This is a genomic window from Pseudomonas sp. 5Ae-yellow, assembly GCF_014077575.1.
Classification (GTDB): Bacteria; Pseudomonadota; Gammaproteobacteria; order Pseudomonadales; family Pseudomonadaceae; genus Halopseudomonas; species Halopseudomonas neustonica.
The window spans coordinates 24,225-50,829 of the sequence record NZ_JACGWE010000020.1; the positions used below are offsets into that span (position 1 = coordinate 24,225).

Consider the following 26,605-nt stretch of genomic DNA (forward strand, 5'->3'; position numbering starts at 1 on the left):
CTCACTTGCCGGCTAACGCCGGAAAGGGGCACTGCATGCGTACCGAACAACCCAAGACTATTTATCTCAAGGATTATCAGCAGCCCGATTACTGGATCGATGAGACCCACCTGACCTTCGATCTGTTTGAGGATCATGCGCTGGTGCATAGCCGCCTGAGTATGCGTCTGAATGCGGACAAGACAAGCACCGATAAACAGCCGCCGCTAGTGCTGGATGGCCAGTTGCTTGAGCTGATCAAGGTCGAGCTGGATGACAAAGTCCTCAGTGCAGCGGATTATCAGATTGATGATGACAGCCTGACGCTGCAGCCTGGCGCCGCCAGCTTTGAATTGGCTATCACCACGCGCATTGAGCCGCAGAACAACACGGCGCTGGAGGGGCTGTACAAGTCTGGCACCATGTTTTGCACCCAATGCGAGGCGGAAGGCTTCCGCAAGATTACCTACTACCTCGACCGTCCGGATGTGATGAGCCGCTTTACCACGACGGTGATTGCCGAGCGTGAGCGCTATCCAGTGCTGTTGTCCAACGGCAACCCGATAGCCTCCTCCGGTGATCATGAAAACGGTCGCCACTGGGTTAGTTGGGAAGACCCCTTCCCCAAACCGGCCTATCTGTTTGCGCTGGTGGCGGGTGATCTCTGCTTGCTACAGGACAGTTTTGTCACCATGAGCGGCCGCGAAATCGATCTGCGTATTTACGTTGAAGCGGAAAATCGCGAGCAGTGTGATCATGCCATGGATAGCCTCAAGCGCTCCATGCGCTGGGATGAAGAGACCTATGGCCGGGAATACGACCTGGATATCTTCATGATCGTGGCAGTCAACGATTTCAACATGGGCGCCATGGAAAACAAGGGCTTGAACGTCTTCAATTCAAGCTGTGTGCTGGCGCAGCAGGATACCGCGACCGATTTGGCCTTTCAGCGGGTAGAAGCGGTGGTCGCGCACGAGTATTTCCATAACTGGTCGGGCAACCGGGTTACCTGCCGCGACTGGTTTCAGCTATCGCTGAAAGAAGGCTTTACCGTATTCCGTGATTCCGAGTTCTCCGGCGACATGAACTCACACACCGTCAAACGCATTGAAGATGTCACCTTCTTGCGCGCCAATCAGTTTGCCGAAGACGCGGGCCCTATGGCTCATCCGGTTCGCCCTGACTCCTTTATTGAAATCTCCAACTTTTACACCTTGACGGTGTATGAGAAGGGCGCTGAAGTGGTGCGCATGCTGCACACGCTCTTGGGGGCAGAAGGTTTCCGCAAGGGCACCGATCTGTACTTTGAGCGCCATGATGGTCAGGCCGTGACCTGCGATGACTTTGTCAAAGCCCTGGAAGACGCTAACGGTGCTGATTTCAGCCAGTTTAAACGTTGGTACAGTCAGGCGGGCACACCACGCATGGAGGCGGCCAGCCACTACGATGCAACCAAGCGTGAATATCGTCTGAGCTTCCGCCAGCACTGCCCGGCGACGCCGGGTCAGAGTGAGAAGTTGCCGCAGGTGATTCCGGTCCGGATGGCGCTGCTCAATACGCAAGGGCAGGAGATGGCGCTGCAGCTAGCGGGCGAAAGCCAGTCGCGGGGTTACGAGACCGTGCTGTCGATTACCGAGGCGGAACAGGAATTTGTGTTCAGTAATATTGATCAGCAGCCGTTGCCGTCGCTGCTACGCGGCTTTTCCGCACCGGTTAAGTTGAGCTATCCCTACAGTCGGGATGATCGTGTCTTCCTGGCCAAGCACGATCCAGATGGTTTCAATCGCTGGGAGGCTGCTCAGGGCCTGGCGGTTGATGTGTTGCAGGGGCTGGTAGAGATTCATCGCACGGGTCGTCCGCTGCACCTTGATCAGCGTCTGGCTGAGGTCTATCGCACGGTATTGGCCGATACCTCGCTGGATGCTGCGATGGTGGCAGAGATTATTCGCTTGCCATCAGAAGCATACTTGGTAGAGCTAGCAGAGACAGCGCACGTTGAGGCGATTCACTTTGCCCGCGAGTGGCTGCGTGCTGAGCTGGCCCGCACGCTGAAGAGCGAAATTCAGCAGCGTTTCGACGCGCTGCCGACTGCCGAGACGTACAGTGCTGACGCTGCTTCCATGGCGGCGCGCAGCCTGAAAAATACGCTGCTTGGCTATCTGATGCTGACCGAAGATCCAGCAATTATGCACGTTTGCGTGCGGCAGTTCGTTGAAGCCAACAACATGACTGACCGTCAGGCGGCGCTGGTCGCGCTGGTCAACTCGCCTTTTGATGAGCAGCGCAAGGCGGCATTGGACACCTTTGCCGAACGTTGGGCTGCCTATCCGCTGGTGATGGATCAGTGGTTCAGTATTCAGGCCGGTAGCACCTTGCCCGGCGGTTTGGCGCGGGTAGAAGAGCTAATGCAGCATCCGCTCTTTACCCTGCGTAACCCTAACAAGGTTCGCGCGGTGATTGGCGCCTTTGCGAATCAGAACCTGGTTAACTTCCACCAAGCTGACGGTGCCGGTTATCGCTTCCTGGCTGACCGCATCATCGAGCTGGACCGCCTCAACCCGCAGATTGCGGCGCGTCTGGTGACGCCGCTGAGCCGCTGGCGCAAGTTCGCCGAAGATCGTCAGCAGCTCATGCAGCAGGAATTGGCCCGCGTCCTGGCGACCGAGCAGCTGTCGCCTGATGTCTATGAAGTCGTGAGCAAGTCACTCGCCTGAGCGCCACTACTGGCAGAATGCCCCCCGGATAGAGCCGGGGGGCTTGAGTTAAGCTCCGATAAATGAGTTACTTCGTATGCGCAAGGACAATATTTTAATAAAAAATTACCAAGAGGTATTTGTGCAGTCCGTCGTAGGCCTCTAATATGCCTTGTCCGCTGGAGCGATAGCTGAATATGACACTGTCTCTCAGCTCTCCAAGCATGGCGAGATCTGTTCATCGTTCCCTTGCGGAGCAGTGCACCTATATAAAAACAAAGAGGGGTGGTGTATGCGTAAGCCTGTCAATTGGCGCGCTCCATTCATGGTCCGGGCGAACTCGCTTCAACCGACCAGCAAGCAAAATTTTCCTTTTCGTTCAGTATTCTCGACGCTGGCATTGTCTGTTGCCATAGCGAGCTTTGCCGCGCCCGGCGTTAGCCTGGCCGAAGCTGCTGAAGATATTAAGCCCGCGGTTGAGTCTGAACTGTCTGCTTCCGACCTGCTGCTCGATGCGGCCAAGGCCGGTGAGCGTCTGGTAGCGGTGGGTAGCCGTGGACACATCGTTTATTCCGATGATCAGGGTGGCAGCTGGAAACAGGCCGCTGTGCCGGTGCGTCAGCTATTGACCGCGGTCTTCTTTGTCGACGACAAGAGCGGCTGGGCAGTAGGGCATGACTCGTTGATCCTGCATACCGCTGATGGTGGTGCCACTTGGGCAATGCAGTATCGTGATCCCGAGCTGGACGTGCCAGTTGATCCTGACGGCCCCAGTCTGCTTGAGCGGCCGCTGATGGACGTCTGGTTTCGTGATGCCCAAACCGGTTTCGCCGTGGGTGCCTATGGCATCGTCCTGCGCACCGATGACGGTGGCGAGAACTGGGAAGACGTAAGCGATGTGGTGGATAACCCCGATGGTTTCCATTACAACTCGATCGCTGAAGTTAAAGGTGCCGGCCTGTTTCTCGCTGGTGAGATGGGCACCATGTACCGCTCTGCCGATTATGGTGATACCTGGGAAACCTTGACCGATAGCCCCTATGACGGCTCATGGTTTGGTGTTTCCGGTACCAATCAGAACAATGTCGTTCTGGTATGGGGTCTGCGTGGCAACATGTTCCGCTCAGCCGACTTTGGTGACAGCTGGGAACAAGTGGTACTCAAGACTCAAAACAACAATACGCTGGGCGCAACTCTGCTGGGTGGGAGTGTTTCCGAGAGCGGTGAGTTGGCCGTGGTAGGGGCTGGTGGTGTGGTGGTTATCAGCCATGATGACGGTAAAACCTTCAGTGTCTCCACCCGTCCTGATCGAATCGCCCTGGCGTCTGCCAAGGTGCTGGAAAACGGTCAGATCTTGCTTGTAGGCCAGCACGGCGTTTCTACTGCCGCGGCTAACGGTCTCAAAGTCAACTAATAATAACTACAAGCCAGGAGAATCTGGATGTCCCGCGACGAGGAAAACGCAACTTTCATGGAACGGTTGGTCTTTAATAACCGCCTGATGGTTGTAGCGCTGTTCTCTATTATTACCGTGTTTCTTGGCTATCAGGCGCTGCAGGTTCGCCCTGATACCAGTTTCGGCAAGATGATTCCGCTGGAACACCCCTATATCGTCAACATGCTCGAGCACCAGAACGATCTGGCCAACCTCGGCAACTCGATTCGTATCGCGGTGGCGATTGAGGATGGCGACATCTTCAGCACCGAATACATGGAAACCCTCAAGCAGATCAACGATGAGGTGTTCTTCCTGCCGGGTGTTGATCGCTCCAACCTGCGCTCTCTGTGGACGCCCAACGTGCGCTGGACGGAGGTCACCGAGTACGGTTTTGATGGTGGCCCGGTAACCAACCATCCGTCCTACACCAATGAAGAGGATCTGGACGAGCTGCGCGGTAACGTGCTCAAGTCCGGTGAAATTGGGCGCCTGGTAGCGAACAACTTCAAGTCCAGCATCATTGAGGTGCCGCTGCAGGAGTTCTACCCGAATCCGGAGAACCAGAGCGAGCTGCTGCGTTTGGACTACAAGGAGTTCTCACATCAGCTGGAAGAGAAGATTCGCGATCGCTTCCAGTCAGAGAATCCCAACATCAAGATCCATATCGTCGGCTTCGCCAAGAAGGTCGGTGATTTGATCGATGGTTTGATGGGCGTGGTAGCCTTCTTCGGTATCGCTTTCATCATTACCTTTGTTCTGCTGTACATGTTTACCTGGTGTATCCGCAGTACCGTATCGGTATTGATGACCACCGTTATCGCGGTGATCTGGCAGCTAGGCCTGATCAATCTGGTCGGCTTCGGTCTTGACCCCTACTCGATGCTGGTACCTTTCCTGATCTTTGCCATCGGTATTTCCCACGGGGTGCAGAAGATCAACGGTATCGCCTTGCAATCGGGTGAGGCCGATAACGCGCTAACAGCCGCGCGGCGTACGTTCCGCCAGTTGTTCCTGCCAGGCATGATTGCGATTCTGGCCGACGCGGTAGGCTTTATCACGCTGCTGGTTATTGATATCGGTGTGATCCACGAGCTGGCTATCGGTGCGTCTATCGGTGTGGCAGTAATTGTGTTTACTAACCTGATCATGTTGCCAGTGACCATTTCTTATCTGGGTATCAGTAAGAAAGCGGTTGAGCGCAGTAAGCGTGATGCGGTACGTGAGCATCCGTTCTGGCGCGCGATCTCTTATGTGGCGCACCCAAGCTTTGCGCCCTGGATTGTGATTGTTGCTCTGGTGGGCGGCGTATCCTGCTTCATCTATCAGGAGCACAACATCAAGGTCGGCGACCTGGATGCCGGTGCGCCCGAGTTGCGGCCTGATTCACGCTACAACCTGGATAATGATTTCATCATCCAGAACTACACCACCAGCTCTGACATTCTTGTAGTCATGGTCAGTACGCCGCCTGAGCAGTGCTCTGCCTATGAGACTCTGGAGGCGATCGACCAGTTGCAATGGCGCATGGCTAACCTGGAAGGTGTGCAGTCAGCGGTATCGCTGGTGACTGTTGCCAAGCAGGTAATCATGGGGTCCAACGAGGGCAACCTGAAGTGGCAAGGCCTGTCGCGTAACCAGGATATCCTGAATAACGCGATCAGCCGCGCACCAACAGGTATGTTCAACGCGAGCTGTTCGTTGGCGCCGGTCATGGTCTTCCTGGATGATCATAAGGCCGATACGCTGACCCGCGCTACGGATGAGATCAAAGCCTTTGCTGCCGAGTACAACACCGATGACATGGTCTTCAAACTGGCTGCAGGTAACGCTGGTATTGAAGCCGCTACCAACGAGATCATTTCCAGCTCCGAGCTGCTGATCCTGGTGCTGGTGTATATCTGGGTAGGCGTTATGTGCATGATCACCTTCCGTTCTTTCCCGGCGACCATCTGTATCGTATTGCCGCTGGTACTGACCTCGGTAATGGGTAACGCGTTGATGGCCTTCCTGGGCATTGGTATGAAGGTGGCAACGCTGCCGGTGATTGCTCTGGGTGTGGGTGTCGGTGTTGACTACGGTATCTACATCTACAGCCGCCTGGAGAGTTTCCTGCGCGCTGGCATGCCACTGCAGGAAGCCTACTATGAGACGCTGCGCTCTACTGGTAAGGCGGTTCTCTTTACCGGTCTGTGCCTGGCCATCGGGGTAGCAACCTGGATCTTCTCTGCCATCAAGTTCCAGGCGGATATGGGTCTGATGCTGACCTTCATGTTCCTGGTTAACATGATTGGAGCCATGCTGTTGTTGCCTGCTCTGGCGCGCTTCCTGATCAATCCCGAGAAGGTTCGCAACTCCAAGGGCAGCAAGATGAGTCACTGATAGTCTGCTTGTTGTAGAAAAAACCCGCCCTGACAGGCGGGTTTTTTTATGGGTGGAATTTTAGCTTGTTATAGGAATTGTTACTTGATATTGCGGTTAAAGTCGCCGAACTGTTATCAATATGCTGATTAACAAAAGATAACCACGACCCGTTGGCGAGGTGGCCCTGTCCTCGTTAGTATTGTTGATTCCGTCTAGTTGGCGGCTTCTGACAACAATAAAGGGGAATGGCGTATGCGTGAGCGCATCGAAGGGCGCACTCAATCTACAGTCCAGGCAGTTTGCCCGAATTCAGGTATGACACTCCGCAAACACCTTATCGGCCAGCGGGCGCTGCGAGCGTTGGGCTTTACAGCCGCGCTCTTGCTCCCGACAGGCGCGGTACTGGCCCAGGACCCGCAGCCGATTGCCGAGGCGCCACAAGCCGCCATCATGTCTGATCTGGCCAGCAAGACGCTGTTGCTGGATGTGGTCACTGCTGGCGACCGTTTGGTGGCTGTGGGCAGCCGTGGACATATTGTCTATTCCGATGATCAAGGTGAAAGCTGGACACAGGCTGAGGTGCCAGTGCGCCAGGTGCTGACGTCTGTCTACTTTGTCGATGAGCAGAACGGCTGGGCCGTAGGGCATGACTCGCTCGTATTGCACAGCACAGACGCTGGCCAAACCTGGGCGCTGCAATATCGTGACCCTGCATTGGATAAGCCTAGAGACCCTGAGGGCCCTGGCCTGCTTGAACGACCTTTGATGGACGTCTGGTTCCGTGATACCCAGACCGGTTTTGCTGTTGGTGCCTATGGCATCTTCCTGCGTACCGATGACGGCGGAGCTACCTGGGTGGACCGCAGCGATAACGTAGACAACGAATATGGCATGCATTACAACGCCATTGCGCCGGTACATAACGCTGGCCTGTTTATGGTTGGCGAGATGGGCAGCATGTATCGCTCATCCGATTACGGCGATACCTGGGAAACCCTGGATAGTTCGCCCTACGATGGCACCTGGTTTGGTGTTTCCGGCACCGGTCAGACCGGTCAACTCCTGGTCTGGGGCTTACGCGGTAACCTCTATCGCTCCGCGAACTTTGGTTATACCTGGGAGCCAGTGAAGTTTGACGGTCGTGCACCTCAGGCTACCTTGCTGGGCGGCAATCTGTCGGCTGATGGTCGTCTGGCGATCGTCGGTGCCGGCGGGGTAGTGCTTACCAGTGATGATCATGGCCACACCTTTGCTGCCAATACGCGTGCTGATCGGGTCGCGCTGGCAACCGCCAAGCGGCTGGCCGACGGTCATCTGCTCCTGGTTGGGCAGCACGGCGTAGTCAGAGCATCAGCCAACGGTCTTAAAGACGCACAACAATAAGTTCTGCCTGGAGAATATGGATGTCTAAGCACCATCAGGAGACCGCCCCTTTTGTGGAGCGGCTGATTTTCAATAATCGGATTGCAGTACTGCTGATCTTTGCACTGCTTACGGTGTTTTTTGGCTATCAGGCGGCCCAGGTCAAGCCCGATACCAGCTTCGAGAAGATGATTCCGCTCAAGCACCCCTACATCGTCAATATGATCGAACATGAAAATGATCTGCCAAACCTGGGTAACTCCATCCGTATTGCGGTGGAGATCGAGGATGGCGACATTTTTTCCACCGAGTATATGGAAGCACTCAAGCGTATTAACGATGAGGTGTTTTTTCTACCCGGGGTAGATCGTTCCAATCTGCGCTCGCTATGGACCCCAAACGTACGCTGGACCGAGGTAACCGAGTACGGCTTTGATGGCGGTCCGGTGGCCAATCGGCCGTCTTACACCAGTGAAGCCGATCTCGATGAGCTGCGGGCTAACGTGCTCAAGTCGGGTGAGATTGGCCGACTGGTCGCCAATAACTTCAAGTCGACCATCATCGATGTGCCGCTGCAGGAGGCCTATCCCAATCCTGATAATCAGAGTGAACTGATTCAGCTCGATTACGGTGATTTTTCGCGTCAGCTGGAGGATAAAATCCGTCAGCACTTCGAGGCTGAGAATCCCAATATCAAGGTGCATATCGTCGGTTTCGCCAAGAAAGTGGGTGATCTGATTGAAGGTATTATCAAGGTCGTCATGTTCTTTGGCGCGGCGCTGCTGATCACCTTTGTATTACTGCTGATGTTCACTCGCTGCATCAAGAGCTCGCTGACCACTCTGGTGTGCTCCGTCATCGCGGTTGTCTGGCAGCTTGGTTTGCTGCGCACCCTGGGTTTTGGCCTTGATCCGTACTCGATCCTGGTACCATTTTTGGTGTTTGCCATCGGTATTTCCCACGGGGTACAGATCATCAATGGCATGGCTATTGAGTACCCGACCTCGCAGGGCAGTTACGATGCTGCGCGCCGCGCGTTCCGTTCTTTGTATATTCCGGGCATCGTGGCACTGATATCGGATGCGGTGGGTTTTGTAACCCTGCTGCTGATCGAAATCGAAGTGATTCGTGAGCTGGGGATTGCCGCGTCTATTGGTGTGGGTGTGATCATCCTGACCAACCTGATGCTGCTGCCGATTCTGATGTCTTACATCGGTATCAGCAAAGGCGCAGTCGAGCGTAATCGTGTTCGTGCGTCACAGCCGCAGAAGCTCTGGCTGGCAGTAGCGCGATTTGCTCATCCGACGGTGGCACCGATTTCCATCCTGCTGGCGATTGCGGCCTTTGCCTTTGGTATTTATCACGGCAAGAACGTCGCCATCGGTGATCTTGATCCGGGTGCGCCTGAGCTGCGTGCAGATTCGCGCTATAACCTCGACAACAAGTTCATCATCGACAACTACTCGACCAGCTCGGACATTCTGGTTGTCATGGTTAAAACGCCACCTGAGATGTGCTCGGCGCATACCACGATGGAAGCCATTGATCAGCTTGAATGGAAGATGAATAACCTGGATGGCGTGCAATCGGCGGTGTCGCTGGTAACGGTAGCCAAGCAGGTGATCATGGGTAACAACGAGGGCAACCTGAAATGGCAGGGGCTGTCGCGTAACCAGGACAACCTGAATAACGCTATCAGCCGTGCACCTTCGGGCATGTTCAACGCTGAATGCTCGCTGGCTCCGGTCATGATCTTTTTGGATGATCACAAGGCTCAGACTTTGAGTCGTGCCACCGCGGCGGTGGAAGCCTTTGCCGAGGAGTACAACACCGACAACCTGGAATTCAAACTGGCTGCGGGTAATGCTGGTATTGAAGCGGCCACCAACGTTGTGATCGAGGCCTCACAGACCAAGATGCTGCTCACCGTTTATGCGGTGGTGATCTTTATGTGTCTGGTGACCTTCCGTTCGATCCGCGCGGTGCTCTGTATCATTATTCCTCTGGCTCTGACCTCGGTTCTGGCGAATGCGCTGATGGCGTTCCTGGGCATTGGCGTCAAGGTGGCCACCTTGCCGGTTATTGCTCTGGGTGTGGGTATTGGGGTGGACTACGGTATTTATATCTACAGTCGCCTGGAAACCTACCTGCGTCAGGGGTTGCCTTTGCAGGAAGCTTATTATGAAACCCTGAAAACCACGGGTAAGGCGGTTACCTTTACCGGCTTCACTCTGGCGATCGGTGTTGCCACCTGGATCTTCTCGGCCATCAAGTTCCAGGCAGACATGGGGATCCTGCTGACCTTTATGTTCCTTTGGAACATGTTTGGTGCGCTCTGGTTGTTGCCAGCACTGGCACGCTTCCTGATCCGTCCGGATAAGTTGCGTAACTAATACTGCAACTGAACAGCAAAAAGGCGCCCGAAGGCGCCTTTTTGCTGTGTTTTTTTCGACTGAACACTAACCTGCTACGCGGACTCTTGAATCCTGTCTGAACGGGCGAGTAGCGCAGAGCTTTGCGGAAGGAGGCACGATTGTGCTGCCTGAGCGAAGCGAGTGTATGAGGCCCCGACAGGTTGAACGACGCGGCTAAGCTGCAGGGCTGAGCAGTGGTTGTCAGCGCTGGCGGATAAGCACACTGGTCAGCAGGCGAAAACGAAAATGCGGTCAACAAGGCCTTAGGTGGTTGCTGCTAGCGCGCTCAGACGTCGGGGTAGAGCGAGTCAATACCGCCTTCTTTGAGCTCTTCGGCCTCGCGTTGACGGGCTTGGGTCACTTTACGTACGGCGCGCCATAGTGGCTTACCGCGCCAGGCATCATCGCTCTGCCCGAACAGGCAGGTGTTCAGCTCATCCAGCGCATCGGCCAGAACCGGATACGCGAGACTGAGGGCAATAAGATCACTTTTCTGCTGTCTGGCCCAGTGATCCAGCGCCTTGCGTGCTTCCGCGGGCTCGTTTTGACGGCAGGCTACCTGCAGGTCGGCCAGCGGGTTGCCGGCAGCGTCGGCGTCCAGGTGATGAGGGTCTTCGGGTAGTTCGTCTAAGCTGCTCAGTTCACTATGTAACTGACGTAAACGGTAGATACAGACGACGAGTGCGGCGAGCAGCAGGGCACAGGCAAGCTGCCACGGCCACAGTAGCGGCGCGGGTAGGGCGCTTACACTGCGCTCGTTTAGGGTGCTGCTGATATTCTGATTGTTGATTATGTTCAGACTGACGGCCGAGAGGCTGGCCTCTTCGAGGCTGTCGGTATTGGTATTCCACCAGGGCACACGCACTTCCGGCACGCTAACCTGGCCGGTATTGCGCGCAACCAGGGCGGCACTTTCCTGCCTCAGGCCAAGAATGCCATTGGCGGAGAGCTGGTTCTCCAGCTGGGGTTGGTCATTGTACTGGCGCAGCTCTTCGGACTGTTCGTCGGGCAGCCGGCCCAGTTCCGGTAATTGGCTGGCTGTCAGGCCATCGGCTTGAATCGAGAGAGTACGCGTTAGTGGTTCGCCGCGCAGCAGGTCCTGGCCAGGATCGGGCTGCCAGTTCTGGCTCAGTCGCACTTGTTTGGCGGGGAGCCAAAGTGCGTCGGAAGGGTAGTTATCAGGAATGGGTTTGACCTGCAGTTGCAGGCTTGGCGAACGTAATTGTGCGATACGGGCACTGCGCAGGCTATTGGGATCTGACGGGGTGCGCGGCGATTGCACTGTGGCGCTGAACAGCTGCGAGGGTATCTCCAGCGGTCCGCTTTGCTGCGGAAACAGGGCGTAACGCACTTCAATGACACCGTGCAATACGCCATTGATGGTGCGCTCGTAGTTACGTGGTGCGCCGAGCCGCTCGACCTTGGCGTTCGCGACGGCCAGGCCACTCAGATCGGAATCGTCATACAGGGAGACAGAGTGGTAAATGCGCAGGGTCAGCAAAACTTGCGCCTGTACATAGGGCGTTTGGGTATCTACCTCGCTGTCTATAAAGACTGGCGCCAGCTTGTCTGCGTTATCGTCGGCAGCCTGTGCCTGGGTGAGCACCCGCAAAGTGATAGGGTCGCTGCTATCCGGGCCTAGAAACAACGGCGGTATGACGACGAAGCCGGTACGCTTGGGTTGCAGCCCGATCACCCAGCGATTGACCCATTGCTTGCGGCCCTCCAGCTCACTCATCAAGCTCAATTGGTGACTCTGTGTCACCTTGAAGTGCTCGTAAAGTGGCGTGAGGTCGGGTGTGCTCGATGTACTGATGGCGTTACTTTCCAGCGTCAGTTCCAGGCTTTCATTTTCGACCAGTTGGGTACGGTCGACACTGGCCTGCATTGCCGCCTGGCACAGGCCGGTCAAGGCTAATAGACAGAGTGTCAGTAGCAGTCGCATCATCGAGGACGTCCATCGGGTTGTTGCAGGTGTTGATAAAGGAACTTACGGCGCAGCAATTCAGATGGGTTGTCGGGTATATCGCGCAGCCATTGCTGCAGCGCTTGCTGCTGTTCGGCATTGTAGCCTGTGCTGATTGAAGATGCGCTAGTGCCGCCCTCTGCGGGAGCGCTATCGAGCAGGCTTTCATCATCCTGGCTTTCATCATCTTCGCTAGCTGCCGGATTTTGCGCCATCAGGCCATCTGGCGTGGTGCTCGGTGTTGTTTCAGCATTGGCGCTCGTATTCTGATCTGCTGTGGCGCTATTACCGGCGCTGGCTGACTGTTCGCTGCCGGCTTTTGGCGTATCGTTTTCAGTCGTCACAGCTTGCTCTGAAGTGGTGGTATTGGCCGCGTCGTCAGATTGCTGCTGGCTCTCGTCGCTCGCGCCAGGTTGTTCTTGCTCCTTTCCTTGCTCTTGCTGTTCAGCCTTTTCCAGCTCGGCCAGATAGGCCTCAACGCGTTTGCGGTTATGTCGCGCGGCAGTGTGCTCTGGAGCCCTGATCAGGGCTTGCTCGAATGCGTTTAACGCCGCTTGATATTGTGCGTCTAGTGCCAGCGCAGTGCCTTGCGCAAAATGATATTCAGGGTTGTCAGGCTCGGCGGCGGCCAAGGCGCCGTAAGCGCTGCTGGCCGCCGCATAATCACCGGCCTGCAAGTGTGCCCAGGCTTGCCACTGCGGATCTTCAAAGCGCTGTGCGGCAGCGGCCGGATTACCTTCGGCCATTAGTTTCGCCGCTTGCTGGTCAGGGCGTTGCCATAGATCTTGCCAGCCCATTGCCGAGGCTGGCGGCGGCAGCCAGAGTGCGATCAGCAGGAGTGCTAACCAGCCGCGTCTGGCACCGATGGCGGCCAGTGGCAACAGCAATAACAGCAGCCAGTGGCCTTGATCGAGCCATTGACGCTGTGACTGCTCTGCTACCTGATCGCTTGCGGGCGTATCTGCCAGCAGAGCGTTGAGGTCTTGATCATCCCATGTGAGGCTGGCGTATTCGCCGCCGTGGCGATGGGCGAAGTGGCTAAGGGCCCTTTCGTCGAGTTGTGGCAACAGAATGCGACCCTGCTCGTCGCGCATGAAGCCACCTTCGGCAATTGGTACCGGTGCGCCATCGGCTGTACCTATCCCCAGGACGCGCAGGCGCGGGCCCAAGTCCTGGGTGACGACATCAGCGAGACTTTGTTCGCTGTCGTTCAGGCCATTGGTTAATAGAAGGACCTGTGCGCTGCTGGGGGGGAGGTCACGCACTAGCTGCTGAGCCAGCGCTAGCGCCTGATCAGCCTGCTGCCCGCGCACTGGCATGATATCCGGGTGCAGAGCGCCCAGGAGGTTCAGCAGCGTGCTGTGATCATGGGTGAGCGGGGCGACCAGATGTGCGCTGCCGGCGTAAGCGATCAGGGCGACACGTTTTTCCGGAAAGTTGCGCATGACGTCCTGCACCTTGCGGCGAGCTTGATCAAGCCGGTTTGGAGCAAGGTCAGTTGAAAGCATGCTGCGCGATACCTGAAGTACGACCACCAGTGCGCCCTGATCGCTGCGCTCTATGCCGTCATCCGACTCCCATGCCGGACCGGATAGCGCCAATAGCGCTAGCGTCCAGCACAGGCCCAGTAGCAGGTAGCGTCCTACGTAGCGCCGGCCTTGCTGCTGTTGCAGCAAGGCTTTGCGCAAGTTGGCTGGCAGCAGTGCTTCCCAGCCTGAGTGTTTCTGCATATGCCGGAACAGATACCAGCACAGGAACAGGTTGGGCAGTAGCGCGAGTAGCCACCAGGGGCGGCTAAAGCTGAAGGGCAGCAGATCAAGTAACACGGCGCTGCCTCCGTACCTGTTGCAAAGCCATCACAAGGCTGATTAACCAGGCAGCAGCAAGTGGCCAGGGGTAAAGCGGAATACTTTCATGGCTAGGCCGACCGGCGCGGAGACTGGGCTCCAATTCGTCAAGCCGTGCGTAGATAGACTCCAGACTGGCGCTATCACGGGCACGGAAATAAAGGCCTCCGGTGATCTCGGCTATCTTGCGCAGGGTGGTTTCATCGAGATCGATAGAGGGGTCAACATCACCATTGAGGACGCTTTGCAAACCATCCTGCTGCATGCTGTCAGCGCCTACGCCGATAGTGAAAATACGGATACCTTGCTCGGCAGCCAGCCGTGCAGCCTGGATTGGCGCTATTTCGCCGGCGGTATTCGCACCATCGGTTATCAGCAGCATTACCCGGCTTGAGGCGGGCTGCTGGATCAGACGCTTGATGCCCAGGCCAATGGCATCGCCGATGGCTGTATCGCGCCCGGTGAGGCCAACAAAGGCCTCCTCCAGCCACTGCGCGACACTGTCGAGGTCATAGGTTAACGGGGCTTGTACATAGGCGTTGCTGCCGAACAAAATCAATCCAATACGGTCGCCGCGACGGCCTTCTATAAAGGTGCCAAGCCAATGCTTCACCAGTGTGAGTCGGTCGACCTTGCGCTCATCCAGTTGCATGTCGTGTATCTCCATACTGGCAGACAGGTCAACCGCAACCATCATGTCACGTCCGCTAATGCTCGGTGCCAGAGGAGCTCCAAGCAACTGTGGCCTGGCTGCTGCGCACAGCATCAAAACCCATATAAGCAACAGCGGCCATTGCATAGAGTTCGATCTGCGATCCGCATTGGTACTTTGCAGTTGGCTCAATCGACGTAGAAAACTAACGTGTAGCGCGCTTGCCGGACGTCTGCTAGCGGGCAACAACCAACGCATCAGCCAGGGCAGCGGCAGCAATAAAAAAGCGGCGGGCCAGTACAGTTCAAACATGGTTATGCCTTACCCAGCGCAATAGCTCACGCTGCAGCGCCAGGCGCTCGCCGGAACTCATGTCATTGCCGGGCTGATACAAGCCCGTACCGAGTGGACGCAACAGGTCTGGTCGCGGTTTTGGGTAGCCCTGGCACAGGTAGTCCACCCACTCAGGGCCAAACAGTCTGGTAGCATCCTGCTCGCCACGACTTTTAAGCTGTCGCTTCAACTGGGTGTTGAGTGCCGCCAACCACGCCTGATCGGAGAGGTTATCCGGTACCTCCCAGATGATTCGCTGAGCGCGCATGCGTTGCCTGTAGCGTCGTCGCAGGCCAAGCCAGAGCAATGGCAGAGCAATCAGCAGTAATACCAGTAGCACCATGAGTGCTATCCAGCCGGGTGCCGGTGGCCACCAGGGTATGGGAGGCGGTGCCGCTGGCTGGATCAAGGCGTCCTGTAGCGGACTGCTCACTTGGTTTCCCCGCGTGGATGTCCGGAGAGCGTGTCGCGCATCTGTTCGTGAGCGGCGAACCGCGTATCCAAAGGTATCAGGCTGCAGCGAAGGCGGCGGGCCAGTCTTAGCCAGCTCTGCTGCTGTTGCTGAAATTGCTCAGCGTAAGCCTCGCGTACGCCCGGTTCGAGGGTGTTGATGGTGATACGCTCCTCGCCCTGGACAAAGTCGAGAGGTCCAAACAGCGGCAGGCTACTGTCGAGAGGATCGAGAACCGGCAGCAAGACCATATCGTTGTGCCCGGCCAGAGGAACCAATAGGCTCTGGTTCAGACCATCTATCGCGCTGTGATCGCAGATAATATAAAGAATGCTGCCTGGACGAATAATTTCACGGCTATGGCGCAGGGCAAGGTTCAGCGGTTCCGATTCGTCGTCTGGATCCGCTTGCAGGCCTGGTTGTAACTGGTGGTTGGCTTGGATTAACAAGTGCAGTAATTGCAGTAGTGCCTTGCGGTCGCGCCGGGGGCGCACCTCATGACAAGAGCCCGGGCTATAGACCATGCCACCCACACGGTCGTGGTGCGATAGCGCCGTCCACGCAATCAGTGCGCTGGTTTCGGCAGCCAGCACTGACTTGAAGCAGCGTTGGCTGCCGAAGAACAGACGGGGGCTTTGCTCACTGATGACAAAAACCGGGCGCTCCCGCTCTTCATTGAATACTTTGGTGTGGACCTTTTGCGTTCGCGCTGTCACGCGCCAGTCGATATTGCGGATGTCATCGCCGGGCTGATAGGCACGTACCTGATCAAAATCGACACCACGTCCGCGCAAGCGCGAGCTTTGCTGTCCACTTTGCCGCCCGTTGCGCACCGGACGGTTGAACAAGGGCAGCTTATTGCAGTGCCGACGAGTCGCCAGCAGCGCCTCCAGGCTGGTATAGATGGCAGGGTCCAGGCTAGCAGGCATGGATCAAACCACCGGTACTGAGTCGATCAACAGGTTGATGGCTTGGTCGGTGTCGATACCAGCGGCTTCAGCCTCGAAACTAAGCATGATGCGGTGGCGCAGCACGTCATGCACTATGGCTTGCACGTCTTCTGGACTGACAAAGTCGCGCCCCGCTAGCCAGGCATGGGCCCGTGCGCAACGATCCATTGCAATGGTTCCGCGCGGACTGGCGCCCATGGCCAGCCATTCAGCCAGTTGCGGGTTGTACTGGTCGGGCCGGCGAGTTGCCATGATCAGCTGGATCAGATATTCCTCCACGGCGTCCGCCATGAACATATCAAGCACTTCCTGTCTTGCCGCCAGAATGCTTGCCTGGCTGATTTTGCTGGAGATGACTGGCTCATCACCCCGCGCTTCGCCCCGCGCCAGCTGGAGGATTTGTCGTTCCAGTGCGGCATCCGGAAAACCGATGCGCACATGCATCAGGAAACGGTCCAGCTGTGCCTCCGGCAGTGGGTAGGTCCCTTCCTGTTCGATGGGATTCTGCGTGGCCATGACCATAAACAGCTCAGGGAGCGGATAGGTCTCACGGCCAACGCTCACCTGACGCTCGGCCATGGCTTCGAGCAGCGCCGACTGCACCTTGGCGGGTGCGCGGTTGATCTCGTCTGCCAGTACCAGATGATGGAAGATAGGACCTTGCTGGAAGCTGAAGGTGGCGGTCTCCGGGCGGTACACCTCGGTGCCGGTAATGTCGGCGGGCAACAGATCAGGGGTGAACTGGATGCGATGAAACTCCGCTTCTATACCTTCTGAAAGCGCTTTGATGGCTTTGGTCTTGGCCAGACCGGGCGCGCCCTCGACTAACACATGTCCGCCTGCCAGCAGGCTGATCAGCATGCGATCGATCAAATGTTCCTGTCCGAAGATGTGTTGCCCAAGAAAGGCTTTTAGCTGCAGCAGTGAGTCACGGTGAGTCATTGGGATTTTTAGTGTCCTATTCTTCTTGACCAGCGTCAGTGTACGTCACTTTACCGAAATGCATTTGGTCTAGACTATGCCTGAGACAAGAATAATTCAGGCCCGCCGGTTCAAGCCCCACAAGGGCGAGCGAGGCGACCGAATGCAGGTTCGCAGTCCACACCCACGGCGCAACATCAGGAGGTAGGCAGCATGGCATTGATCATGGCCAGCACCAAGCAGGGCTTTATCGAAACACTGCAGGAGCGGTTGGTAGCCCTTGTGCAGACAAAGGATCGGGAGGCCATTCGCTTATTCTGTCGGTACTTTTATGGTATCGCCTCGCTGGAAGAGCTCAGCGCGCGCCAGGATAACGATTTGCTAGGTTGCACCCTCTCCAGTTGGCGCGCCCTGCAGCACTTCGAGGGTGGCGAGATGAAGGTAAAGGTGTTCAATCCCGACACGCAGCAGGATGGCTGGCAGAGCACGCATACGGTTGTCGAGGTGCTGCATCGAGACTTGCCATTCCTGGTTGATTCGGTACGCATGGAATTGACCCGTCAGGGCTATGCCATCCACACGCTGCAAAACAGCATCATGACGACGCAGCGCGATGACCAGGGTAATCTGCAGGCGCTGCTGGAAACGGGTAGCCAGGGTGCGGACGTACGCACCGAGTCATTGATGTACATTGAAATCGATCGCTGCACTACCTCGGCAGATTTGCGCGCCCTGCAGAACGGGTTGAAAGAGGCCTTGAGTCATGTGCGCGTGACGGTTCGCGACTTTCCGGCGATGCAGAAGCAGGTTGAAACGCTTATTGGCGGCCTCAAGAAGCGCAGCGGCCAGTATTTCTCCAGCGAAGAGCGTACGGAAACCATCGCCTTTTTGCAGTGGCTGCTACAAAACCATTTTACCTTTCTGGGCTATGAGTGCTTTGCGATCAATGAGGGTTTGCCGCAGCAACGCCTCGGCTTGATTGAAGGCAAAAGCCTGGGGGCGCTGGCCATGGAGCCGCGTGATGAAGGGCTCGATGGTTTGCCCGTTGAGGTAATTGAATATCTTCAGGCGCCGTTATTGCTGTCTTTCGCCAAGGCGTCACGATTGAGTCGAGTACACCGTCCGGCCTATCCCGATTACGTCTCCCTGCGTGAAGTCGATGCCGACGGCAAGGTGCTGCTCGAACACCGATTCATGGGGTTATATACCTCGCGAGTATATTCTGATCTGGTCGATAATATTCCGCATGTGCGTCGTAAAGTAGCGCATGTGCGCGAAGTTTCCGGCTTTATTCCACAGAGCCACCTGGCCAAAGAGCTGGAGCAGGTGCTGCAGGTGTTGCCGCGCGATGACCTGTTCCAGTCATCAGTAGAACAACTGGCTGATACTGCGATCAGCATAGTGCAGATGCAGGAGCGTAATCAGATCCGCGTGTTCCTGCGCTCTGGCAACTATGGTCGTTTTTATTACTGCCTGGCTTTCGTTCCGCGCGATGTCTATTCCACCGATATTCGGTTGACTATTCAGTCGGTATTGATGGAGCGCCTGCAAGCGACCGAGAGTGAGTTCTGGACTTATTTCTCCGAGTCCATTCTGGCCCGCACCCAATTCATAATGCGGGTTGACCCCACCAAGACGCTGGACATAGACCCCGTGAAAATAGAACAGGAAGTCGTGCGCGCATGCCGCAACTGGAATGATGAGTTCCGTGATCGTCTGCTGGAAAGCATGGGCGAGGCGCGCGCCACTGACGTGCTGGCGCACTTGGGTGAGGGCTTCCCGGCTGGCTACAGTGATCGCTTTCCGCCGGCTACCGGGGTGGTTGATTTACAGACCATGTTGGGGCTCACGGCTGAGCAGCCACTGGCCATGAGTTTTTATCAACCGCTGGAGCAGAAGCCAGGTGTATTGCATTGCAAGCTCTATCACCTAAGCGATCCGCTGCCCTTGTCGGACGTAATCCCCATTCTGGAAAACCTGGGGCTACGGGTATTGGGTGAGTTTCCCTTTCATATCGCACAGGACAGCGGGCCAAGCTTCTGGATTCATGATTTTGAGTTTACCTTTGCGGCCAATGCCAGCCTGGATATCCACGAAGCCAATGACCTGTTCCGTGAAGCCTTTGCGGCAATCTGGGCGGGGCATGCAGAGAACGATGCATTCAACCGTCTGGTCCTGCTGGCGAGCCTGCCTTGGCGTGATGTATCACTGCTGCGCGCCTATGCGCGCTATCTCAAGCAGATCCGTCTGGGTTTTGAATTACCTTACATTGCCAGCACTCTGATTGCGCATGCCGATATTTCGCGCGAACTGGTGCGACTGTTCCGCACCCGTTTTTATCTGGCTCGCAAGCTGTCTCCTGCCGATCTGGAGGAGATGCAGCATAAATTGGAACAGGCGATTCTCAATGCCCTGGACAACGTGGCGGTGCTTAATGAAGATCGCATCCTGCGGCGCTACCTCGACCTGATCAAGGCAACACTGCGCACCAACTATTATCAGCCGGATGCGGAGGGTGAGACCAAGGACTATTTGAGCCTGAAGTTTGATCCCTCGGCGATCCCCGAGTTGCCATTGCCACGGCCGATGTTTGAGGTGTTCGTGTACTCACCCAGGGTAGAAGGGGTGCATCTGCGTGGCGGTAAAGTTGCCCGTGGTGGTCTGCGCTGGTCCGACCGGGAAGAAGACTATCGTACCGAGGTGCTGGGCCTGGTCAAAGCGCAGCAAGTGAAGAACGCGGTTATTGTGCCGGTCGGCGCCAAGGGCGGTTTCGTACCACGGCGGCTACCGGTGGGCGGCTCACGGGATGAAGTGCAACAGGAGGCAATTGCCTGTTACAAAATGTTCATCCAGGGCCTGCTCGATCTGACCGATAACTTGGTCGATGGTGAGGTCGTGCCGCCCGCTAACGTGGTGCGTCATGACGCAGACGACCCCTACCTGGTGGTTGCCGCGGACAAGGGCACTGCGACCTTCTCCGATATCGCCAATGGCATTGCTGCGGGCTACGGTTTCTGGCTGGGGGACGCTTTTGCCTCCGGTGGCTCTGCTGGCTACGACCACAAGAAGATGGGCATTACCGCTAAAGGTGCCTGGGTCTCGGTACAGCGTCACTTCCGCGAGCTGGGCGTCAATGTGCAGACCGATCCGATTACGGTTATCGGTGTGGGCGATATGGCGGGCGATGTCTTCGGTAACGGTATGCTGTTGTCGCGTCAGCTGAAGCTGGTCGCCGCCTTTAACCATCAACACATTTTTATCGACCCCAATCCGGACACTGAGAGCAGCTTTGTGGAACGTCAGCGGTTGTTTGATCTGCCGCGCTCAAGCTGGGCCGACTATGACGCCAGCCTGATTTCTCAGGGTGGCGGTCTCTTTGCCCGCAGTCTCAAGCAGATCACGCTGACGCCGCAGATGAGGGAGCTGTTCGACATCAAGGCCGAGAAGCTGACGCCGACCGAGCTGATTCATCAGTTGCTCAAAGCGCCGGTCGACCTGATCTGGAATGGCGGCATCGGCACCTACGTCAAAGGTAGCAGTGAGACGCACGCCGATGTAGGCGACAAGGCCAACGATACCCTGCGCGTTAATGGCCGTGATCTGCGCTGCCGCGTAGTAGGTGAGGGCGGTAACCTGGGTATGACGCAGCTGGGCCGTATCGAATTCTGTCTCAATGGTGGCGCCGTCAATACCGACTTTATCGATAATGCGGGTGGGGTTGATTGCTCTGACCATGAAGTCAACATCAAGATTCTGCTTAACGAGGTTGTGGCCAGCCAGGACATGACGGCCAAGCAACGCAACAAGTTGCTCGCCAGCATGACCGACTCGGTTTCCGAGTTGGTACTGGGGAACAACTACAAGCAGACCCAGGCCATCAGTCTGGCTCAGCGCCAGGCCAGCCAGACCATGGGTGAATATCAGCGCTTTATTAGCGCAATGGAAAGCAGCGGCAAGCTTAATCGGGCATTGGAGTTTATCCCTGATGATGAGCAGATGGCCGAGCGCAAGGCGAGCGGCAAAGGGCTGACACGTGCCGAGCTATCGGTGCTGATTTCCTACTCGAAAGCTGACTTGAAAGAGGCGCTGGTGGCGTCCGACGTACCAGAGGACGAATATCTGGCGACTGAGCTGGAGACGGCATTCCCCACTGTGCTGTTGAAGAAGTATCAGCAGGCGCTTCTCGGCCACCGGCTGCGCCGCGAGATTATTTCGACGCAGCTGGCAAATAACCTGGTCAATCATATGGGGATCACCTTCCTGCGTCGTCTGGAGCAGTCTACCGGTGCCTCGCCGAGCAATATCGCCCGCGCCTATGTCGTTGCCCGCGATGTTTTTCATCTACAGGAGCACTTTGCCGGTATAGAACAGCTGGATTATCAGATTCCGGCCGATGTGCAGCTGGAACTGATGGACGAACTGATGCGCTTGGGGCGTCGGGCGACGCGCTGGTTTATTCGCAATCGTCGTACCGAGCTGTTGCCTGAGCGTGAAGTATCACATTTCGCTCCTTGCGTTCAGGCCCTGTCTGAGCGCTTCGATCAGTTGCTGGGGGGGGATATCAGAAAGCTGTGGGACGAGCGTTATCAGCACTATGCTGATAACGCCGTGCCCGAAGGTATTGCGCGGGTTGTGGCTGGCACCGGCCACGCCTATACGCTGCTGGGCATTGTAGAGGCGGCTGATACCACCGGCCAGAGCCCGGAGCGCGTGGCGCAGGTGTTCTTTGCCATTGGCAGCCAGTTGCAGTTGCCCTGGTTCAATCAACAGGTGTCCAATCTGGTCGTGGATAACCACTGGCAGGCGCTGGCACGCGAGAGCTATCGTGATGATCTCGACTGGCAGGCAAGAACCATGACGGTCGCGGCCTTGCAAAGTGCGGATGAGTCGGTGCCGGTAGAGGAGCTGGTCGACGCCTGGATGGAGCAGAATCAGCAAATGGTCTCGCGCTGGCAGGTCATGCTGGGCGAGTTGAAGAACGCAGGTGCTGGTGATTATCCGATGGTTGCCGTTGCCATGCGCGAGTTGCTCGATTTGGCTCAGGCTGCGCGGTTAAACGTGCGGGGAGAGCCATGCAGCAGCTGATTATCGATCTGGCGTTACCCGCGGAGCGCTATCTGGCCTGGTATCAGGGGCGCGCCGAGCGGGTTGTTATGTACAGCAGAGATGGGCGCCGGGTTAGTCTCCCGGCGCACCACCTGCGCCCCTTTCTGACACATGGTGGCGTGCATGGCAGTTTTTTGCTGAGCTTCACTGATGAAGGGAAACTACTCAATCTGGAGCGCTTGTCTGTCTGACAGCCAGATAGCTGCCTGTGGCTGCTGAATCCCCAGGCATAACCCTTTATACTCTGCAGCCTGATTTCACAGCCCAGGCCCGCCGCTTATGTACGACCTGCTCCGTTCGTTGATGTTCAAACTGCCCGCCGAGACCTCGCACGATCTTGCTCTCGACATGATTGGTGCTGCCGGTCGCCTGCGTCTGGCTGACAGGCTGGTACGTCCGGTACCGGCCCAGCCGGTCGAGGTGATGGGGCTGACGTTTGATAATCCGGTCGGCCTGGCGGCCGGGCTGGATAAAAACGCGATAGCTGTCGATGGTCTGGCGGCTATGGGGTTTGGCTTTGTCGAGGTGGGTACCGTGACGCCAAGGCCCCAGCCGGGTAACCCAAAGCCGCGCCTGTTCCGTCTCGCCGAGCACGAGGCCATCATCAATCGCTTTGGTTTTAATAATCTCGGTGTGGATGCCATGTTGGATCGTTTGGCGGCGACCAGGTACCGAGGTGTGTTGGGTGTGAATATTGGCAAGAACGCAGTAACGCCGGTTGAGAATGCGGTGGACGATTATCTCTACTGCATGCGCAAGGTATACAGCTGCGCCAGTTACATCACGGTTAACCTGTCGTCTCCTAATACCCCTGGCTTGCGCACGTTGCAGTACGGCGACGCCTTGAAGCAGCTGCTGGCGCAGATAAAGACCTGCCAATTGGAGCTTAGTGATCAGCAGGGACGGTACGTGCCCATCGCGATCAAGATTGCACCGGATATGACCCCCGAAGAAGTCCAGCTGGTTGCTGGGACCTTGCTTGAGCAAGGCATGGATGCGGTTATCGCAACCAATACCACGCTGGATCGTACGGCCGTAGCCGACTCGCCTTTCGCTGATGAGTCTGGTGGTTTGTCGGGCGCGCCGCTGACTGACGTATCGACCGAGGTCGTACGTCTGTTGGCAGGGGAACTTAAGGGGCGTATGCCCATTATCGGTGTGGGTGGCATCTTCAGTGGCGCTGACGCCGCAGACAAGATGGCTGCTGGCGCTAGTCTGGTTCAGTTGTATAGCGGGTTCATTTACCGGGGCCCGGTGCTAGTGCGTGAGTGCGCAGAAGCGATAGCCACAATGCCGGGCAGGGGCTGATTCAGTATGTGCAAGAGGGGGGGAGAATAGTTGGCCCCCGCAAGCGGGGGCCGGGTGGGCCTTCGCGAGGCCCGACGCTCTGGGTGAGCGCCTTGGGGAAAAATGAAATAACCGAGGGATTAGCCTACGGCGTGCATCTCGTTTAATCGGTGTACACCGGAGATGCCGGTGTAACCGGCCCAATGGTCCGCACGACCTTCACGCCAACCATTGATCCAATTTTGTCTGGCACTGGCACTATTGAAAGGGCAACTGTCTTGAGATTTGCCATGTACTCCATTCTGGTAACCGCGCAAAAATGCTCGTTCCATCGGATCACGCTTGAGTCTTCTCATAGGTTTGAGTCCTCGTTGGTTATGACATACCAGACGGCCATTGCCGTGCAGGAAGTTGTGCGAACCAGTGACTGGTTGCACCGAAAGGAAGCCAGCTAATATGTAGAAAAGGGCTGACTGCCGAATCCGTACTGCTGATTAAGTCATACCTTGTTGTACCCTAATGGAGGTGCCTCCTCCAAAGAACGAATTGGCATACCACGGCCGCTATTTAGCTGCCGTTGAAATATAAACGTCATCCATTTCCGGAAATCAAAGACATGCGCGAGACCCTTGAATTTTTTGTTACCTGTCCGAAAGGCGTGGAGGGGCTGCTGCGTGACGAAGTGCTCGCTTTGGGCGCTGATTCTGCCCGTGAAACCGTTACCGGTATCGAGGTCCAGGGCGATATGGAACTGGCCTACCGCATTTGTTTGTGGTCGAGGTTGGCTAACCGCGTGCTCATGGTAATGGATCGTTTCCCTGCTGAAAGCGCGCAGGATATGTATGACGGCATCAGCAAGATCAACTGGGCTGAGCATCTGCGTGCTGACGGCAGTCTGGCGATCGATTTCACCGGCAGCCTGCCCGGTATCGACAACACCCACTTTGGCGCACTCAAGGTCAAGGATGCGATTGTTGATCAATTGCGTCAGGCTGACGGTACTCGCCCGAGTGTCGAGAAGGTGCAACCCGATCTGCGTATCAACGTGCACTGCCGCCGTAGTGAGGTGCAGGTCGCGCTCGACTTGTCTGGCGTCAGTCTGCACCAGCGCGGTTATCGCTTGCAGCAAGGCGCTGCACCACTCAAAGAGAACCTCGCGGCAGCTATTCTGATTCGTAGCGGTTGGCCAAAGCTGGCAGAAGAGGGTGCCGCCTTGGCCGACCCTATGTGTGGTTCGGGTACTTTCCTGGTTGAAGCCGCGCTAATGGCGGCTGACGTCGCCCCTAACCTGCAGCGCGAGCGCTGGGGCTTCAGTCGCTGGCTGAAGCACGTGCCGGCCATGTGGGAGCGGCTGATGAACGAGGCAAAATATCGCGCTGAAAAGGGTCTGGCCAAGCCGCCGGTATGGATTCGTGGCTATGAGGCTGATCCGCGTCTGTTGCAGCCGGTGCGTAATAACATCCAGCGCGCTGGCGTGACCGAGTGGGTCAAGGTATACCAAGGGGAGCTGGCCACCTTTGCCCCCAGCCCGGATCGCGGGCAACTGGGTCTTATCGTCTGCAACCCGCCCTATGGTGAGCGCCTGGGTGACACGGCGAGTCTGGTTTACCTGTATCAGAAGCTGGGTGAAGTGCTGCGTGAAAAGTGTATTGGCTGGCAGGCGGCGATCTTCACCGGTAACCAGGACCTGGGCAAGCGTATGGGTATTCGCAGCCATAAACAGTACAACCTGTTTAACGGTGCGCTACCGTGCAAGCTGCTGCTGATGGATCTGGCGCCGGAGCGATTTATCACCAAGGCACCGGTGCAGCAGGCGGACAAGAGCGGCCATGCCGGCGGTGAAAACGTGCCAGTTGCTACTGCACGGCTCAGTGAATCGGCGCAGATGTTTGCCAATCGCCTGAAAAAGAACCTGAAGCTACTTGGCAAATGGGCTCGCCAACAGGATATCGAGTGCTATCGTCTGTACGACGCCGATATGCCGGAGTTCGCCGTAGCGGTCGATATCTACGCCGACTGGGTGCATGTGCAGGAATACGCAGCGCCCGCGACCATCAGTGAGGATAAAGCGCAGGCGCGGCTGCAGGACGTGATGGCTGCCATCCCGCAGGTGTTGGGCATCCCGGATAGTCAGGTGGTGCTCAAGCAGCGTCAGCGTCAGGCCGGCAAGCAGCAGTATCAGCGCATGGCTCAGCGTGGCGAGTTTCTTACGGTGCATGAAGGCCAGGTACGTATGCTGGTTAACCTGACCGACTATCTCGATACGGGGCTTTTCCTGGATCACCGCCCCATCCGCCTGCGTATTGCGCAGGAGTCGCGCGGCAAGCGTTTTCTGAATCTGTTCTGTTATACCGCCACCGCCAGTGTGCATGCGGCGGCTGGCGGCGCGCGTTCGACTACCAGCGTTGACTTGTCCAAGACCTACCTTGATTGGGCGCGGCGCAACCTATCCCTGAATGGCCTGTCTGACCTGCACAAGCTGGAGCGGGCTGATGTGATGGAGTGGCTTGCACAGGATCAGCAGAGCTACGATTTGATCTTTATTGACCCGCCAACTTTTTCCAACTCCAAGCGCCTCGATGACATATTCGATGTGCAGCGTGACCATCCGCGGTTGCTCGAGTTGGCGATGGCGCGCCTGGCACCGGGCGGGGTGATCTACTTTTCCAATAATTTCCGTCGCTTCCGCATGGCCGAAAGCGTTGAGACGGCTTATCAGGTTGAGGATATTTCAGCACAGACGCTGGATAAGGATTTTCAGCGTAACACGCGGATTCACAAGACCTGGCGGATCAGCCGCAAAGCATGAGACCCGTGCTGTGAGGTTATCGGGTAGTAAAAAAAA

Annotated in this window: 16 protein-coding genes; 9 read left to right on the forward strand and 7 right to left on the reverse strand. The window is 56.7% G+C overall.

Going from position 1 to position 26,605, the window contains the following annotated elements; all coding sequences use genetic code 11:
• Positions 1-35: 35 nt before the first annotated feature.
• From pepN to H4J77_RS12915, 5 genes are all read left to right on the forward strand, one after another.
• Positions 36-2,693, forward strand: a complete 2,658-nt coding sequence (gene pepN, locus H4J77_RS12895; RefSeq protein WP_182248718.1) for an aminopeptidase N — start codon at positions 36-38, stop codon at positions 2,691-2,693.
• A 271-nt stretch (positions 2,694-2,964) separates the two neighbouring features.
• Positions 2,965-4,086: a YCF48-related protein gene (locus tag H4J77_RS12900; protein WP_182248720.1), complete on the forward strand. Its 1,122-nt coding sequence runs from the start codon at positions 2,965-2,967 to the stop codon at positions 4,084-4,086.
• Positions 4,087-4,113: 27 nt separating this feature from the next.
• A complete protein-coding gene (locus H4J77_RS12905; protein WP_123888955.1) occupies positions 4,114-6,489 on the forward strand; it encodes an RND family transporter in 2,376 nt (791 codons plus the stop codon).
• A gap of 297 nt (positions 6,490-6,786) precedes the next feature.
• A complete protein-coding gene (locus tag H4J77_RS12910; protein WP_235869656.1) occupies positions 6,787-7,854 on the forward strand; it encodes a YCF48-related protein in 1,068 nt (355 codons plus the stop codon).
• Positions 7,855-7,874: 20 nt separating this feature from the next.
• A complete protein-coding gene (locus H4J77_RS12915) occupies positions 7,875-10,226 on the forward strand; it encodes an RND family transporter (protein ID WP_182248722.1) in 2,352 nt (783 codons plus the stop codon).
• Between the two features lie 307 nt (positions 10,227-10,533).
• On the opposite strand, the gene H4J77_RS12920 is transcribed toward H4J77_RS12915, so the two are convergent.
• From H4J77_RS12920 to H4J77_RS12945, 6 genes are read right to left on the reverse strand one after another with little or no spacing between them, the layout of a single operon-like run.
• Complete coding sequence (locus tag H4J77_RS12920; RefSeq protein ID WP_182248724.1) at positions 10,534-12,195, reverse strand: BatD family protein; 1,662 nt, start codon at positions 12,193-12,195, stop codon at positions 10,534-10,536.
• Positions 12,192-14,039, reverse strand: a complete 1,848-nt coding sequence (locus H4J77_RS12925) for a VWA domain-containing protein (protein WP_182248726.1) — start codon at positions 14,037-14,039, stop codon at positions 12,192-12,194. The genes H4J77_RS12920 and H4J77_RS12925 overlap by 4 nt, the downstream gene beginning before the upstream one ends.
• Entirely contained in the window at positions 14,029-15,024 is a 996-nt protein-coding gene (locus H4J77_RS12930) for a VWA domain-containing protein (protein WP_123888950.1), read from the reverse strand. Before H4J77_RS12930 ends, H4J77_RS12925 begins: the two co-directional genes overlap by 11 nt.
• Positions 15,017-15,478 carry a DUF4381 family protein gene (locus H4J77_RS12935; RefSeq protein WP_158611244.1) on the reverse strand — a complete coding sequence of 154 codons (462 nt, stop codon included), beginning with the start codon at positions 15,476-15,478 and terminating at the stop codon, positions 15,017-15,019. The genes H4J77_RS12930 and H4J77_RS12935 overlap by 8 nt, the downstream gene beginning before the upstream one ends.
• Positions 15,475-16,425 carry a DUF58 domain-containing protein gene (locus H4J77_RS12940; RefSeq protein WP_123888948.1) on the reverse strand — a complete coding sequence of 317 codons (951 nt, stop codon included), beginning with the start codon at positions 16,423-16,425 and terminating at the stop codon, positions 15,475-15,477. Before H4J77_RS12940 ends, H4J77_RS12935 begins: the two co-directional genes overlap by 4 nt.
• Before the next feature lie 3 nt (positions 16,426-16,428).
• Positions 16,429-17,388: a MoxR family ATPase gene (locus H4J77_RS12945; RefSeq protein ID WP_123888947.1), complete on the reverse strand. Its 960-nt coding sequence runs from the start codon at positions 17,386-17,388 to the stop codon at positions 16,429-16,431.
• A gap of 192 nt (positions 17,389-17,580) precedes the next feature.
• Between H4J77_RS12945 and H4J77_RS12950 the strand changes: the two genes are divergently transcribed.
• The 3 genes from H4J77_RS12950 to H4J77_RS12960 all read left to right on the forward strand — a co-directional run bounded on the left by H4J77_RS12950 (position 17,581) and on the right by H4J77_RS12960 (position 23,781).
• On the forward strand, positions 17,581-22,452 hold the full coding sequence (locus H4J77_RS12950) for an NAD-glutamate dehydrogenase (RefSeq protein WP_182248728.1): 4,872 nt from the start codon (positions 17,581-17,583) through the stop codon (positions 22,450-22,452).
• On the forward strand, positions 22,440-22,664 hold the full coding sequence (locus tag H4J77_RS12955) for a DUF2835 domain-containing protein (RefSeq protein ID WP_123888945.1): 225 nt from the start codon (positions 22,440-22,442) through the stop codon (positions 22,662-22,664). The genes H4J77_RS12950 and H4J77_RS12955 overlap by 13 nt, the downstream gene beginning before the upstream one ends.
• 88 nt (positions 22,665-22,752) lie before the next feature.
• Positions 22,753-23,781, forward strand: coding sequence for a quinone-dependent dihydroorotate dehydrogenase (locus H4J77_RS12960; RefSeq protein ID WP_182248730.1), 1,029 nt, complete (start codon positions 22,753-22,755; stop codon positions 23,779-23,781).
• A 119-nt stretch (positions 23,782-23,900) separates the two neighbouring features.
• On the opposite strand, the gene rmf is transcribed toward H4J77_RS12960, so the two are convergent.
• A complete protein-coding gene (gene rmf / locus H4J77_RS12965) occupies positions 23,901-24,116 on the reverse strand; it encodes a ribosome modulation factor (RefSeq protein ID WP_092284106.1) in 216 nt (71 codons plus the stop codon).
• A 260-nt stretch (positions 24,117-24,376) separates the two neighbouring features.
• On the opposite strand from rmf, the gene rlmKL reads away from it, so the two are divergent.
• Positions 24,377-26,569, forward strand: a complete 2,193-nt coding sequence (gene rlmKL, locus H4J77_RS12970; RefSeq protein ID WP_123888943.1) for a bifunctional 23S rRNA (guanine(2069)-N(7))-methyltransferase RlmK/23S rRNA (guanine(2445)-N(2))-methyltransferase RlmL — start codon at positions 24,377-24,379, stop codon at positions 26,567-26,569.
• Positions 26,570-26,605 lie beyond the last annotated feature (36 nt).